The organism is Streptomyces lacaronensis (assembly GCF_047337785.1).
In the GTDB taxonomy this organism is placed as follows: Bacteria; Actinomycetota; Actinomycetes; order Streptomycetales; family Streptomycetaceae; genus Streptomyces; species Streptomyces lycopersici.
Genome location: NZ_JBLHDK010000003.1, coordinates 3669053 through 3684196 on the forward strand (window position 1 = coordinate 3669053; position 15144 = coordinate 3684196).

General features: G+C 72.6%; 11 protein-coding genes and 1 riboswitch. Of the genes, 3 read left to right on the forward strand and 8 right to left on the reverse strand.

From position 1 onward, the window contains the following. Positions 1-8 precede the first annotated feature (8 nt). Complete coding sequence (locus tag ACMTAK_RS15445) at positions 9-782, forward strand: VOC family protein (RefSeq protein ID WP_413806777.1); 774 nt, start codon at positions 9-11, stop codon at positions 780-782. Between the two features lie 100 nt (positions 783-882). Here the strand turns inward: ACMTAK_RS15445 and ACMTAK_RS15450 are convergent, their stop codons facing one another. The 4 genes from ACMTAK_RS15450 to ACMTAK_RS15465 all read right to left on the reverse strand — a co-directional run bounded on the left by ACMTAK_RS15450 (position 883) and on the right by ACMTAK_RS15465 (position 6477). Next, entirely contained in the window at positions 883-1527 is a 645-nt protein-coding gene (locus ACMTAK_RS15450) for a thymidine kinase (protein ID WP_413806778.1), read from the reverse strand. A 58-nt stretch (positions 1528-1585) separates the two neighbouring features. After that, positions 1586-2827 (reverse strand): alkaline phosphatase family protein, encoded by a 1242-nt coding sequence (locus ACMTAK_RS15455; protein WP_413806779.1) that lies wholly within the window; start codon positions 2825-2827, stop codon positions 1586-1588. After that, positions 2827-3423: a DUF5998 family protein gene (locus ACMTAK_RS15460; protein ID WP_020867961.1), complete on the reverse strand. Its 597-nt coding sequence runs from the start codon at positions 3421-3423 to the stop codon at positions 2827-2829. Before ACMTAK_RS15460 ends, ACMTAK_RS15455 begins: the two co-directional genes overlap by 1 nt. A gap of 168 nt (positions 3424-3591) precedes the next feature. Further along, the gene (locus ACMTAK_RS15465; RefSeq protein WP_413806780.1) at positions 3592-6477 is read right to left on the reverse strand and encodes a bifunctional acetate--CoA ligase family protein/GNAT family N-acetyltransferase; all 2886 of its coding nucleotides are present in this window, start codon (positions 6475-6477) and stop codon (positions 3592-3594) included. Between the two features lie 189 nt (positions 6478-6666). Here ACMTAK_RS15465 and ACMTAK_RS15470 point away from each other — a divergent pair, with 189 nt between their 5' ends. Beyond that, the gene (locus ACMTAK_RS15470; protein ID WP_413806781.1) at positions 6667-6948 is read left to right on the forward strand and encodes an HPr family phosphocarrier protein; all 282 of its coding nucleotides are present in this window, start codon (positions 6667-6669) and stop codon (positions 6946-6948) included. 165 nt (positions 6949-7113) lie between these two features. Here ACMTAK_RS15470 and ACMTAK_RS15475 read toward each other — a convergent pair whose 3' ends face one another. The 4 genes from ACMTAK_RS15475 to ACMTAK_RS15490 form a co-directional block, all read right to left on the reverse strand. Next, the gene (locus ACMTAK_RS15475) at positions 7114-7869 is read right to left on the reverse strand and encodes a GntR family transcriptional regulator (protein ID WP_413806782.1); all 756 of its coding nucleotides are present in this window, start codon (positions 7867-7869) and stop codon (positions 7114-7116) included. A 251-nt stretch (positions 7870-8120) separates the two neighbouring features. After that, complete coding sequence (locus tag ACMTAK_RS15480) at positions 8121-8915, reverse strand: M23 family metallopeptidase (RefSeq protein WP_413806783.1); 795 nt, start codon at positions 8913-8915, stop codon at positions 8121-8123. Positions 8916-8929: 14 nt separating this feature from the next. Continuing rightward, a riboswitch (cyclic di-AMP (ydaO/yuaA leader) is annotated at positions 8930-9094 on the reverse strand. A 284-nt stretch (positions 9095-9378) separates the two neighbouring features. Continuing rightward, positions 9379-10761: a M16 family metallopeptidase gene (locus tag ACMTAK_RS15485; protein WP_413812900.1), complete on the reverse strand. Its 1383-nt coding sequence runs from the start codon at positions 10759-10761 to the stop codon at positions 9379-9381. Positions 10762-10781: 20 nt separating this feature from the next. Then, a complete protein-coding gene (locus ACMTAK_RS15490; protein ID WP_413806784.1) occupies positions 10782-12152 on the reverse strand; it encodes a M16 family metallopeptidase in 1371 nt (456 codons plus the stop codon). Between the two features lie 315 nt (positions 12153-12467). Between ACMTAK_RS15490 and ACMTAK_RS15495 the strand changes: the two genes are divergently transcribed. Continuing rightward, entirely contained in the window at positions 12468-14921 is a 2454-nt protein-coding gene (locus ACMTAK_RS15495; protein ID WP_413806785.1) for a DNA gyrase/topoisomerase IV subunit A, read from the forward strand. Positions 14922-15144: the final 223 nt, after the last annotated feature.

The window sequence follows — 15144 nt, forward strand, 5'->3', positions numbered from 1 at the left end:
AATGACGTATGACCGAGGCAGCGACTCGGCGCACACCGGGCACGCCCTGCTGGACGAGTCTGATGGTGCACAGCCTTGCCGCGACACAGGACTTCTACCACTCCCTGTTCGGCTGGGAGTTCACGCCGGGCCCCCAGCAGCTCGGCGCGTATGTCCGCGCGGTCCAGGGCGGCCGGCCGGTCGCCGGGTTGAGCGAGCTGCCTCCGGAACGCCGTCTGCCAGTGGCCTGGATGACCTATCTGGCCTCCGACGACGCCGATGAGACCGCCGAGATGATCCGCGCGTGCGGCGGCACCGTGGCGGTGGGCCCGCTGGACGCCGACGAGGCCGGCCGGATGCTGATCGCCGCCGACCCCGAGGGAGCGGTGTTCGGGGTGTGGCAGGAGTGCACGTACGCGGGGGCGGAGCCCGGGGCGCCCGGCACCCCCGTCTGGCACGAGCTGCTGACCCGAGACGGCACCGGAGTGCTGAAGTTCTACAAGATGGTCTTCGGCTATCAAGCGGAGCCGGCGGCCCCGGAGGAGCCGGGCTGCCGCACGCTGCACCTGGACGGGCGGCCGGTCTGCGCGATCCAGAGCGTGGGCGACGCCCTGCCGCGCGACCGGGGCCCGTACTGGATGACCCACTTCGCGGTGGACGACGTGGACGAGACGGTGCGCCGGGTGACCGCGCTGGGCGGTCAGATGGTGCGGCCGCCGTCACGGGGAGCGAGCGGCCATCGGGCCACGGTGCGGGACCCGGAGGGGGCGGCCTTCACCGTCGTACGGCGCACGGAGGGATGAGCCGGGCGCCGGGCCGGGGCCGGGACCCTGAGCCGGGGCCGTGAGCACGGCGACGGCCGGAGGACCGGGGGCCGGAGGGCCGGGCCACGGGAGGACGCCGTCAGTCGACGGGCAGCACATCCGGTGACAGGGCGGCGGCACGCGCCCGGGCGGCCGTCATCCGGCGCCGGTGGTGGCGTCGGCACAGCACCTCGTAACCGACCTCGCTCCCCGGCCGGTTGACGTCGCCCACGACCACCTGGGCGCCCTCGACGACCATCTGGCCGCCGACGGTACGGGCGTTGTGCGTCGCCCGGGCGCCGCACCAGCACAACGCCTCCACCTGCAACACCTCCACCCGGTCGGCGAGCTCCACCAGGCGCTGGGAGCCGGGGAAGAGCTTGCTGCGGAAGTCGGTGGTGATGCCGAAGGCGAAGACGTCCACCTCCAGGTCGTCCACCACCCGGGCGAGTTGGTCGATCTGCGGCGGGGTCAGGAACTGCGCCTCGTCGGCTATGACGTAGTCGACCCGGCCCCCGGCGGTCAGCGCCTGGACCACATGGGTGTAGAAGTCGAGGTCGTCGGCGACCTCGATCGCCTTGGTGGCCAGCCCGAGCCGCGAGGAGAGCTTGCCCTCGCCCTCCCGGTCGTCCCGGGTGTAGATCATCCCCTGGAGCCCGCGCGCCGAGCGGTTGTGCTGGATCTGCAGAGCGAGGGTGCTCTTTCCGCAGTCCATCGTTCCGGAAAAGAACACCAGCTCGGGCATGAGGAGGCGGGGCCTTTCGTAGGGCGGGGATGACCGGGGCGGGCGTGAACGGGGACGCTCAGGAGCGTACTTCGAGAAGCGGCACCAGCTGCTCCAGGGGGGTCATCGAACCGTGCAGCCCGACCATGGCGGACTCCTTCGGCTCGGTGTGCGAGGCGACGATCGCGACGTCGTCGCGCGCGGCGGCCACGATGTCGCCGATCCGCCCGTACACCCGGTCGTCGACGCCCTTACCGCCGCCATCGGCGCCGCCGGGCCCGCCGAACCAGCCCGCCTCGATGGCCTCGTCACGGCCCGCCACCCACATCCGCTCCCCCAGCACCTCACGCCAGACGGCCAGCACATCGCCCGCGGCGCCGGGGACGGCGTACACATGGCGGGCGCGGCCCTCGCCGCCCAGCAGCGAGACGCCCGCGCGCAGCTCCCAGTCCTCGTCGAAGTCGATGCGCGACTCCGGGTCGAACGGGATGTCGATCATGCCGTGGTCGGCGGTGACATAGAGCGCCGAGCGGGGCGGAAGGCTCTCGGCGAGCCGTTGGGCGAGCCCGTCGACATAGCGGAGCTGCTCGCGCCACTCGGGCGAGTCCACGCCGAAGCGGTGCCCTTTGCCGTCCACCTCGCTGTAGTACGTGTAGACGAGCGAGCGGCCCGCGGCGGCGAGCTGCTCGGCCGCGAGGTCCATCCGCTCCTCACCGGTGAGCCGCCCGTGGAAGGTGCCGCCGCTGAGCGCGACCTTGGTGAGCGGGGTCTCGGCGAAGGTCGGCGCGGAGACCTGGCAGGTGTGCACGCCCGCGACGTCGGCGAGCTGGAAGACGGTCGGATACGGCTGCCAGGCGTGCGGCTCCGTCCAGGGCTGCCAGCGCAGCTGGTTCATCAGCTGGCCGGTGTCCGGGTCCCGCACCGTGTAGCCGGGCAGGCCGTGGGCGCCGGGCGGCAGTCCGGTGCCCACCGAGGCGAGCGAGGTCGCGGTGGTGGACGGGAAACCGGCGGTGAGCGGCTCCCCCGAACCGTTCAGCGAACTGGGCAGCAGCGAGGTCAGAAAGGGCGCCTCGCCGGGGTGGGCGCGCAGCAGCTCCCAGCCGAGGCCGTCCACCAGGAAGACGCAGACGCGGTCGGCGGGGGCGAGCACGAGATCGGAGGAGAGCCCCGGGACCTGCTGGCCCGCGGCCACGGCGGGCAGCAGATCGGCGAGCGAGCCGGTGCCGTACCGCGGCAGGGGCGCGGAGCGGGGGTCGAGCGGGGTGGGCTCGGGCCAGAAGGAGGCGGTGGAGGGCAGCGGGCCGGTGGCGGGGCCGGACATCAGCGGCCGGTGTCCGGGGTGGCCGCGGTGGCCTCGGAGAGCGCCTGGGCGAAGGCGAGAGTCTGACGGACGGTGTCGGGGCCGTCCCCGGCCTCGCTGACGCGCAGGCTGAGGTCGTCGGCGGTGGAGGAGCCGGTGTAACCGTGGTCGGCCTCGCAGTTGGGGTCGCCGCAGGCGGCGGGCTCCAGGTCCAGGCGGCTGACGGCGCCCCAGCCGATGGTCAGCACGACCTCGCGGGGCAGCGTGCCCGGGGTGTACGACTCGGGGTTGGCGACGACGCGGCTGAGCACGACCGAGGAGATCCGCTGGAGCTTCACGGACTCGGTGGAGGTGGTGGCGTACGGCGACGGGGAGGTGCCGTCCGCGGCCTGCTCGTCGGTGTGGCTGACGATGAAGCGGTTGTCCGTGAGGACGAGGACCGTCACATGGCGGCGGACCTCGTTGGCATCGAAGGTGGTCTCCTGGTGGACCAGGTACGACACGATGGGCTCGCCGCCCACGGCGGCCTCCACCGCCTCGGCCACGAGTGCCGGGTAATAGCCACTGCGCTCGATCGCCGCGCGCAGCCCCTGGGTCGTCGTACCGGTCTTCGCCATGTGCACCATCCTACGGGGCGACGCCGACACGGGCGCCCGTGCCTGTCGAGGCTCGGACGACTCCCACCAAGGTTCGGACGACCGCACGCCAAGGTTCGGACGACTCGGCGGACAACAACTCAGCGGACAACTCGGAGGACGACTCCGCAGGGGGCCTCAGCAGGCGGCTCAGTAGGCGGGCATGTGGCGGGGGCCGAGGTCGGTGCGCGGGGGCGGCGGGGCGAGCCGCGCCGAGGCGCCCAGCACGGACAGGCCGTGCTGGGCGACGACGACGGGCTCGAGGTCGACGGCGACCATCTCGGGGTGGTCGTCCACCAGGCGGGACACCCTCAGCAGCAGCTCCTCCAGGGCCGCGGTGTCCACCGGCTTGGAGCCGCGCCAGCCGAACAGCAGCGGCGCGGTCCGGATGGACCGGATCAGCTCGGCGGCGTCCTGGCCGGTGACGGGGACGAGGCCGTGGGCGGTGTCGCCGAGCAGTTCGGACGGGGCACCGGCGAGCCCGAAGGAGAGCACGGCCCCGGCGGCGGGGTCAATGGCGGCCCGTACGACGGTGTCCACGCCGCGCGGTGCCATCCGCTGCACGACCAGCCCCAGCTCCTCGGGGCGGCCCAGGTAGTCGGTCAACTCGGCGTAGGCCCTGCGCAGTTCGGTCTCGCTGCCCAGCTCCAGCCGCACCCCGCCCAGGTCGGCGCGGTGGCGCAGATGAGAGGCGGTGGGCTTGAGCGCGACCGGGAAGCCGAGCCGCTCGGCGGCCCGTACGGCGGCGTCGGGGTCGGGCGCGGGGAGGGCGGGCAGCACGCTGACGCCGTAGCGGGCCAGCAGGCGCTGGGTGTCGGCGGCGGACAGCTCGACGCCGGGGCCCGTGCCGTCGAAGGCCCCGCCGCTCGTGGCTTCGCCGGTTCCGCCACCCACGCCATCGCCGATCCCGCCGCCCACGGCATGGCCGGTACCGGCACCCGGGCCGTCGCCGCCCGTGCCGTCGGCCGGGGCGAGCAGCACCTGGATGTCGGCGGCGGCGCCCGCCTCGTCGATGTCGTCGTATTCCGGCACCCGGCCGGGCTCGGCGGCCTCCTCCCGCCAGCGCGCGTACCGCACGGCCTCGGCGAGCGCCCGCACTGCCCGCTCGGCGGCGGGGTAGGCGGGGATCCGGCGGGTGCCGGGGGCGGGCTCACCGCCGGTGCCGGCCAGGGCCTGCGCGAGCTCCTGGATCTCCAGGTGGACCACCGCCACCGGTTTGGCCGGACCGGGCCCGGGAGCCTGCGCCGCCTCCCTTACGGCCGCGGCGAGGGCCTGAGCGCTGCCTTCGCCGACCCACGGGATGGCCGTGACGACCACGGCGTCGCAGGTGTCGTCGGCGAAGGCCTCGGTCAGGGCGCGCCGGAAGTCGTCCGGGGTGGCGTCCGTGGTCAGGTCGCGGGGCGGCAGCGGGCGGAGTTCCTCGGTGAGGCAGGCGTCGTAGGTGATCAGGCCGAGCGACTCGGAGTTGCCGAGGATGGCGACGCGCGGACCGGCGGGCAGCGGCTGGGAGGCGAGCAGCACCCCGGTGTCGGCGAGTTCGGTCACGGTGTCGACCCGGATGACGCCGGCCTGCCGCAGCAGATCGGAGACGGTGGCGTCCGGGATCCGGGTGGTGGGCACGGCGTGGCCGGTGGGGGCGCTGCCGGTGTGGCGGGCGCCCTTGACGACGACCACGGGCTTGACGGCCGCGGTGCGCCTGGCGAGCCGGGTGAACTTGCGGGGGTTGCCGATCGACTCCAGGTACATCAGGACGACGTCGGTGAGCGGATCGTCGTACCAGTACTGGAGCAGGTCGTTGCCCGAGACGTCGGCGCGGTTCCCGGCGGACACGAAGGTCGATATTCCGGCGATCCCGGCGAGGCTCGCCAGCCCGGCGCCGCGCCGGTTCAGCCCGGACAGCAGCGCGATGCCGATCGCCCCGGACTGGGTGAACAGTCCCAGCCGACCGGGGTTGGGCAGCTGCGGGGACAGGGAGGCGTTCAGCCGGACGCCGTCGGCGGTGTTGATGACGCCGAAGGCGTTGGGGCCGATGACGCGCATGCCGTAGGACCGGGCCTGGCGCACGAGGTCCCGCTGCCGGTCGCGGCCCTCGCCCCCGCTCTCGGCGTATCCGGCGGAGAGCACGACGAGCCCCTGGACGCCGTGGTCGCCGCATTCGGCCACGACGGCGGGCACCCGCTCGGCGGGGACGGCGACGACGGCCAGGTCCACGGGCTCCTCTATGGCACGCAGCGAGCGGTGGGCCGGGACGCCCTCGGGTTCCAGGCGCGTCATGTCGTCGGGGAAGGCGTGGTTGACGGCGTGGACGCGCCCCGTGAAACCGGCGTCCAGGAGGTTGCGCAGCACGGTGCGGCCGACGCCGCCGGGTGTACGGCTGGTGCCGATGACGGCCACGGAGCCGGGCGCGAGCAGCCGCTGGACGGACCGGGCCTCGGCACGCTGCTCACGGGCGCGCATGACGGCCAGGGAGCGGTCGGTGGGTTCGAGGTCGAACTCGAGGCGGACGACCCCGTCCTCGAAGCTGCGCTTCTGGGTGTAACCCGCGTCCGTGAACACCTTGATCATCTTGTTGTTGGCGGGCAGCACCTCGGCGGCGAACCGCCGGATGCCCCGTTCGCGCGCCACGGCGGCGATGTGTTCGAGGAGCGCGGAGGCCACCCCGCGGCCCTGGTGGGCGTCCTGGACGAGGAAGGCGACCTCGGCCTCGTCGGCGGGGGCCGCGGCCGGCATCCCCCGGCTGTCGATGCGGTCATACCGAACGGTGGCGATGAACTCATCCCCCACGATGGCCGCCAGGCCCACCCGGTCGACGTAGTCGTGGTGGGTGAAGCGGTGGACATCGCGGTCGGAGAGACGGGGGTAGGGCGCGAAGAAGCGGTAGTACTTCGACTCGTCCGAGACCCGCTCGTAGAAGCTGACCAGCCGCTGGGCGTCATCGGTGGTGATGGGACGGATCTGTGCCGTACCGCCGTCCCGGAGCACCACATCGGCTTCCCAGTGGGTCGGGTAGGCGTGATGGTCCGACGGGCTCCGCATGGGAGCCAGGGTACGGGCCCGCCCGGTCCGGATGGTGGACACCCTTGCGTCGGGGCCAAGTGTCGGGGGAAGGTCCGTATCGGGCCAGTCCGGGCATGGCCGGGCTCACTCGGACATCGTTCGGGTGAATCCGGACACCGTATGATTTTGGTCTAGACAACAGCACCGTCACACCTGAAGGGCAACACCATGGCTGAGCGCCGCGTCACCATCGGCTGGGCCGAGGGCCTGCACGCCCGCCCTGCGTCGATCTTCGTCCGGGCGGCCACCGCCGCCGGCGTCCCCATCACGATCGCCAAGGGCGACGGCACCCCGGTCAACGCCGCCTCCATGCTGGCCGTGCTCGGCCTGGGCGCCCAGGGCGGCGAGGAGGTCGTCCTCGCTTCCGACGCGGATGACGCCGAGGTCGCGCTCGACCGTCTGGCGAAGCTGGTGGCGGGGGGCCTCGAGGAGCTTCCCGAGACCGTCTGACCCCGGGAGGGCCCTGTCTGGAATTCCGGGGTGATTCCCGGGTGGTTTCAGGGATTCGGCACGGCGGGGCCGCGGTGGCCTTAATAGTCACCGCGGCCCCGCCGTTTTTCTGTTTTCGCGCACAGAATTCCCAAGGACTCCAAGGAGTTGTATACGGGAACTCTGTTAATTCCGGCCGCTCGCCGTGTTGACGGAATGTTTCGAAGTCCTCACCGGAATCGGGCGGCGCAGCCGGTATTCCGACAGCGCGCGCTCGGTGTGCGCCGTGGCGAGCGCCCGCGCGCGGTCGGCGTCGCCGCGCGCCACCGCGTCCACCAGCGCGCCGTGCTCCGCCCAGGACTCCACGGCCCGCCCGGCCGGATCGGGGCGCGCGGCGCCCTCGGGCGGCACGGGCCGCGGCCCGGGAGCGGCCGCGTACACCCACGCGGTCTTACGGCGCAGCTGGACGAGCAGCGCGGCCAGGCTCGGGCTGCCGGACGCCTGGGCGAGCGTCTCGTGGAACCAGTCGCCCAGCGGCCGCAGTTCGCCGAGCTGACCGCCCTGGGCCCGTTCCCGGCCGAGCCGGACCAGTCCGCGCAGCACCTTCAGATGGGCCTCGGTGCGGCGCTGTGCGGCCCGCGCGGCACCCAGCGGCTCCAGCAGCGCGCGGATGTCCAGCAGATCGGCCGCCTCGCGCTCGGAGGGCTGGGCGACGCAGGCCCCCGCGTGCCGCCGGGTCGTCACGAAGCCCTCGGACTCCAGGGTGCGCAGGGCCTCGCGGACCGGCACCCGGGAGACGCCGTAGCGCCGGGCGAGCAGTTCCTCGGTGAGGCGGCTGCCGGGCTGATACGCGCCGGAGACGATGTCGTCGCGAATCGCCGCGCAGACCGCGTGTGCCGAAATCCGGCGACCACCCTGGACCGCGTTCGTATCCCCGCTCACTTACGGTCCCGCATTGTCGAACCTCCGCCTTAACGCCCGCGAAACGCGGCCATGGAATGCGCGTTGAACGACTCTATTCCACGCGGACGCCATTTCCGATGGCGGGAAGCATTTCATGGCTATTTTTTGGTCAGGCGGGCGGTGGCACGCCGAAGGCCCCGTCCGGCGGACGGGGCCTTCTCGGAAGTCTCACGGGGTCTCGGGATCCCGGGATCGTGAGACCACGCGGCGTTCGCGTCGGACGCGACGGGTCAGACGTTGACGCCGTGCGTACGCAGGTACGACAGCGGGTCCATGTCCGAGCCGTAGTCCGGGCTGGTGCGGGCCTCGAAGTGCAGATGCGGTCCGGTGACGTTGCCGGTGGCGCCCGACAGGCCGATCTGCTGGCCCGGGGTGACCTTCTGGCCGACCGAGACGCTGATCGACGACAGGTGGGCGTACTGGGTGTACGTGCCGTCGTTCATCTTGATGACGACGTTGTTGCCGTAGGAGCCGCCCCAGCCCGCCTCGACGATCTCGCCCATGCCCACGGAGTGCACCGTGGTGCCGGTGGAGGCGTGGAAGTCGATGCCGGTGTGGCTGCCGGAGGACCACAGCCCGCTGGACGCCTGGTAGCCGGTGGAGACGTAGGAGCCGCTGATCGGCGACACGAAGGTGTTGAGGCGCTTGCGCTCGGCCTCGCGCGCGGCGCGCTCCTTGGCCTCGCGCTCGGCCTTGGCCTTCTTCGCCGCGGCCTCCGCCTTTCTGGCGGCCTCCTGGCGGGCGATCGCCTCTGCCTTGGCCTTGGCGGCGGCCTGCTCGGCGGCGGTCTCCTGGGACTGCGCCTGGGCCTCGATGTGGTCCGCGATCCCGTCGCCGATCACGATCGCCTGGGTCAGACCGGTCTGCTGGGGATCGGGGCCCCCGTCGGCCGCGAACGCCTGTCCGGTGATCCCGGCGACCACACCCGAGGCGACGGTCGTGATGCCCACGACGTTCGCACTCGTACGGATGTTGACCTTGGTGGTGCGGCGATGCTTCCCGGTGGCAGTGCGGGTGGACGCCATACTGAGGCGCACTCCTTTCCTTCCTTCTCGCCTACCGGGTTAGCTGACGGGTTCGGAGCAGGAAGGTCTCCTACGGACCCCTCCCCCGGCCGGGGAAGGCGCCCGATTCACCCCTGGGGACGTGTTGGGTCCCCGGCTCCCCTGGCTTGCGCCGTACGGGGACTCGGCGATGACTGTCCGGTGCCGCGGGTGCGGCGGGTCGCTGGCGAACAGCCGGACTGACGCTAAACGGGCCCGCTTTCGATCACCAAACGGTTCCGGTTTTTTGTTGCTCTCCCCACAAACCAAACAAGCAGTCAATCCCATAAATCGGGCAAGTCGGAAGGACCCCGGCGCCCTTACGGGGCCGGGGTCCTTCCGCTGTCGGCTCATGGACCGGACGTCTGCCGGACCGCCTGCCGGACCGTCGGCGAGCCGGCCGGACCGGCGGTTCCGCGCATGAATTCGGCCAACTCTCCTCGGCTCAGTTGGAGATGACGCGCACGTCGCCGATGCCCAGCGCGCGGACCGGCTCCTCGATCGCCGAGGCATCCCCGACCAGCACCGTGACCAGCCGGTCCGCCGGGAAGGCGCTCACCACCGCGGCGGTGGCCTCGACCGTGCCGGTCTCCGCCAGACGGGCGTACAACTGCGCCTGGAAGTCGTCCGGAAGATGCTGCTCGACCTGGTCGGCGAGGGTGTTCGCGACGGACGCCGCCGTCTCGTACTTCAGCGGGGCGACGCCCACCAGGTTCTGCACCGCGACATCGCGCTCGTCGTCGGTCAGCCCCTCCTCCTTCAGCGTGCGCAGCACCTTCCAGAGGTCGTCCAGCGCGGGGCCGGTGACCTCGGTGGCCACCGAGCCGCTGATCGCCAGCATCGAGGCGCCCGAGGAGCCGCCCGCGGGCGACGGGGGCCCGGAGCGCAGCACCTGGCCGAAGGCGCGCACCCCGTAGGTGTAGCCCTTCTCCTCGCGCAGCACGCGGTCGAGTCGGGAGGTGAGGGTGCCGCCCAGGCAGTACGTGCCGAGCACCTGCGCGGGCCAGACCCGGTCGTGACGGTCGGCGCCCACGCGCCCGATGAGCAGCTGGGTCTGCACCGCGCCCGGCCGGTCGACGATCACCACACGGCCGGTGTCGTCCGCGACGATCGGGGGAGCCGTGCGCGGCACGCCCGCCCCGCCCGTCCAGGCACCGAGGGTGTCGGCGAGCGCCCGGTCCAGGTCGACGCCGCCGAGGTCGCCCACGATGACGGCGGTGGCGGTGGAGGGGCGGAGATGCGCCTCGTAGAAGGCCCGCACGGCCGCGGCGTCGATGCCCTCGATGGTCTCCTGGGTGCCCTGACGCGGCCGGGACATCCGCGACTCGGCCGGGAAGAGCTCCGCGGAGAGGGCCATGGAGGCGCGGCGGGCCGGGTTGGCCAGCTCATGGGGGATCTCGTCCAGCCGGTTGCGCACCAGCCGCTCGACCTCGCCGTCCGGGAAGGCGGGGGCGCGCAGCGCGTCGGCCAGCAGACCGAGCGCCTTGGGCAGCCGGGAGGCCGGGACCTCCAGGGAGACGCGGACGCCGGCGTGGTCGGCGTGGGCGTCCAGCGTGGCACCGCAGCGCTCGAGCTCGGCGGCGAACTCCTCGGCGTCGTGCTTGTCGGTGCCCTCCGACAGGGCGCGCGCCATGATCGTGGCGACGCCTTCGAGCCCGGCCGGCTCGGCGTCCAGCGGCGCCTCCAGGTTGATCTCGACGGCGACGACCTGCTGACCGGGGCGGTGGCAGCGCAGCACGGTGAGGCCGTTGGGCAGCTCACCGCGCTCGGGGGCCGGGAACGCCCACGGCCTGGGGGCGCCGCCCTTGGGCTGCGGGTGGAAGGTCATGGTCGCGGTGACGGCGTCGCTCACTGGGCCGCCTCCCCTTCTGCGTCGGTCTCGGCGGCTTCGGCGGTGTCGGCTGCGTCCTCGGCGCCCTGGACGGGCTCGTAGACCAGCACGGCGCGGTTGTCGGGGCGCAGCCGCGCCGCGGCCACGGCCCGCACCTCCTCGGGGCTGATGTCGAGCACCCGCTCCACGGCGGTCAGCGCCAGCTGCGGGTCGCCGAAGAGCACCGCGTAACGGCAGAGCTCGTCGGCCCGGCCGCCGACCGTGGCCAGCCGGTCCAGCCACTCGCGCTCGATCTGCGCCTGGGCGCGCTCCATCTCCTGCGGCGTCGGCCCCTCCTCGGCGAAGCGGGCCAGCTCCTCGTCGACGGCGGCCTCGATCGCGGGCACCTCGACCCCGCCGGAGGTCTTCACGTCCAGCCAGCCCAGCGAGGGGGCGCCCGACAGCCGCAGCAGGCCGAACCCGGCGGCCACGGCGGTGCGGTCGCGGCGCACCAGGCGGTTGTGGAGCCGGGAGGACTCGCCGCCGCCGAGGACGGTCAGCGCCAGGTCGGCGGCGTCGGCCTCACGGGTGCCGTCGTGCGGCAGCCGGTAGGCGGCCATCAGTGCGCGGGCCGGGACCTCCTCCTCCACGACCTCGCGCAGCTGACCGCCGATCACCTCCGCGAGCGTGCCGTCGCGCGGCGGCCGCTTGCCATCGTGGGAGGGGATGGAGCCGAAGTACTTCTCGATCCAGGCGAGCGTCTGCTCGGGGTCGATGTCGCCGACGATCGACAGCACGGCGTTGTTGGGGGCGTAGTAGGTGCGGAAGAACTCCCGCGCGTCCTCCAGGGAGGCCGCGTCCAGGTCGGCCATGGAGCCGATCGGGGTGTGGTGGTACGGGTGGCCCTCGGGGTACGCCATGGCGACGAGCTTCTCGAAGGCGGTGCCGTACGGGACGTTGTCGTACCGCTGGCGGCGCTCGTTCTTGACGACGTCGCGCTGGTTCTCCAGGCTCTCCTCGTCCAGCGCGGTCAGGAGGGACCCCATCCGGTCGGCCTCCAGCCACAGGGCGAGCTCGACCTGGTGGGCGGGCATGGTCTCGAAGTAATTGGTGCGCTCGAAGCTGGTCGTGCCGTTGAGTGAGCCGCCGGCCCCCTGCACCAGCTCGAAGTGGCCGTTGCCGGTGACCTGCGCCGAGCCCTGGAACATCAGGTGCTCGAAGAGGTGCGCCAGGCCGGTGCGCCCCTTGACCTCATGGCGCGAGCCGACGTCGTACCACAGACAGACCGCGGCGACCGGGGTCAGATGGTCCTCGGAGAGCACCACGCGCAGGCCATTGGCCAGGCGGTGCTCAGTCGCTTTCAAGCCGCCGGAGCCGGCCTGCTGCGTGGCCGTGTGACCCATGGGCATGTACGTCCCTTCGATCGCGTGATGGAGCGCGTGCCAGCCGCTTGCGCAGCGCTTCTGTCACTGTATGCAAGGGGACGGACATCTGGCGAAGTTCCGGTCCACTCCCGTCCCGCCGAGCTGTCCCGAACCGTTTCGGCGGGCCCTCCGGCGCCGGATCCGGACCCCTTCGAGGGGGCTTCGCCGGGTGCCGCCGGGCGCGGTTCCGGGGCCCGCACCGGCCGCGAGCGCCCCGGGCCGTTCCACACTTGTCGGTGGACCGGGCCACAATGGTCCGCGTCAGATCCCGCATCGGCAGTTGAAGGAGCCCCAAGCGCGATGGCCCGCCGCCGCACGAAGACCCCGCCGCCGGACGACTTCGAGGAGCGCATCCTCGACATCGACGTCGTCGACGAGATGCAGGGCTCCTACCTCGAGTACGCCTACTCGGTCATCTACTCGCGCGCGCTGCCCGACGCACGAGACGGGCTCAAGCCCGTGCACCGCCGCATCCTCTACCAGATGAACGACATGGGCCTGCGCCCCGAGCGCTCCTATGTGAAGTGCGCCCGCGTCGTCGGCGAGGTGATGGGAAAGCTCCACCCGCACGGCGACGCGTCGATCTACGACGCGCTGGTGCGCATGGCGCAGCCGTTCTCCATGCGCCTGCCGATGGTCGACGGCCACGGGAACTTCGGCTCGCTGGGCAACGACGACCCGCCGGCCGCGATGCGGTACACCGAGTGCCGGATGGCGTCGGCGACCTCGCTGATGACCGAGTCGATCGACGAGGACACGGTCGACTTCTCCCCGAACTACGACGGTAGTGAGCAGGAGCCGGTCACCCTCCCCGCCGCCTATCCGAACCTGCTGGTCAACGGCACGTCCGGGATCGCGGTCGGCATGGCCACCAATATGCCGCCGCACAACCTGGGCGAGGTCATCGCCGCCGCCCGCCATCTGATCAGGCACCCGGGCGCGGACCTCGACACGCTGATGCGGCATGTGCCGGGGCCCGACCTGCCCACCGGCGGCCGGATCGTGGGCATGAGCGGCATCAGGGACGCGTACGAGACGGGCCGCGGCACCTTCAAGATCCGCGCCACGGTGGCCGTGGAGGACGTGACGGCCCGCCGTAAGGGCCTCGTCGTCACCGAGCTCCCCTTCGCGGTGGGACCCGAGAAGGTCATCTCCAAGATCAAGGACCTGGTCGGCGCGAAGAAGCTCCAGGGCATCGCGGACGTCAAGGACCTCACCGACCGTGAGCACGGGCTGCGGCTGGTCATCGAGATCAAGAACGGCTTCAACCCCGAGGCCGTCCTGGAGCAGCTCTACAAGCTCACGCCGATGGAGGAGTCCTTCGGCGTCAACAACGTGGCGCTGGTGGACGGCCAGCCGCTCACGCTGGGCCTGAAGGAGCTGCTGGAGGTCTACCTCGACCACCGCTTCGACGTGGTCCGTCGGCGCAGCGAGTTCCGGCGCACCAAGCGGCGGAACCGGCTGCACCTGGTCGAGGGCCTGCTGGTGGCACTGCTCGACATCGACGAGGTCATCCGCCTCATCCGGCAGAGCGAGAACGCGGCGGAGGCCAAGCGGTCCCTCATCGAGCGCTTCGGCCTCTCCGACGTCCAGACGCAGTACATCCTGGACACCCCGCTGCGCCGGCTGACCAAGTTCGACCGGCTGGAGCTGGAGTCGGAGCGCGACCGGCTCAACGCCGAGATCGAGGAGCTGACCCGGATCCTCGACTCCGACGCCGAGCTGCGCAAGCTGGTCTCCTCCGAACTGGCCGCGGTGGCCAAGAAGTTCGGCACCCCGCGCCGCACGATGCTGCTGGAGTCGTCGAACGCGCCGGTGACCGCGGTGCCGCTTGAGGTCGCGGACGACCCCTGCCGGGTGCTGCTGTCCTCCACCGGGCTGCTGGCCCGTACCGCCAACGGCGAGCCGTTCCCGGTCGAGGGGAAGGCCAAGCGCGCCAAGCACGATGTGATCGTCTCCGCGGTCCCGGCCACGGCCCGCGGCTCCGTAGGGGCGGTGACCTCCGCCGGGCGGCTGCTGCGGCTCTCGGTGATCGACCTCCCGATCCTCCCGGAGTCGGCCGCACCCCCGAATCTGTCGGGCGGGGCGCCCATCGCCGAGTTCCTCTCGCTGGAGGACGACGAGGAGCTGATCTGCCTCACCACCCTGGACGAGTCCTCACCGGGGCTCGCGATCGGCACGGAGCAGGGCGTCGTCAAGCGCGTGGTCCCCGACTACCCCGCCAACAAGGACGAGTTGGAGGTCATCGGCCTCAAGGAGGGCGACCGGATCGTGGGCGCGGTGGAGCTGTCCACCGGCGAGGAGGACCTGGTCTTCATCACCGACGACGCCCAGCTGCTGCGCTACGCGGCCGGCCAGGTGCGGCCGCAGGGCCGCGCCGCGGGCGGTATGGCGGGCATCAAGCTCACCTCCGGCGCCAAGGTGATCTCGTTCACGGCCGTCGACCCGGCGAGCGACGCGGTGGTCTTCACGGTCGCGGGCGCGAGCGGCACCCTCGATGACTCGGTGCAGCAGTCGGCCAAGCTCACCCCCTTCGACCAGTACCCGCGCAAGGGCCGGGCCACGGGCGGGGTGCGCTGTCAGCGGTTCCTGAAGGGCGAGGACTGCCTGGTCATGGCCTGGGCGGGGACGGTCCCGGCCCGCGCGGCGGGGGCGAACGGCTCCCCGGCGGCCCTCCCGGAGATCGACCCGCGCCGCGACGGCTCGGGCGAGCCGCTCGCCAAGCCGGTGACGGTGGTGGCCGGGCCGGTGTAGCCCGGGCGGGCGGGTCCGGCGGACGGGCGGGCCGGCCCGGACGGGCAGGACGGGCGCAGGGGCGCGGCACCGCGAGCGTGCCGCGCCCCTCGCCGTTCCCGGGGCCCCTCGCCGCTCACGAGCGCCGCCGTTCCCGGGCACCGCGCCGCTCCCGGCCGCAGGCGCCGCTCACTCCCTCGGGCCCGTCCGCACAACGGCCCGCCCCGCTCCCCGACCCGCGGCA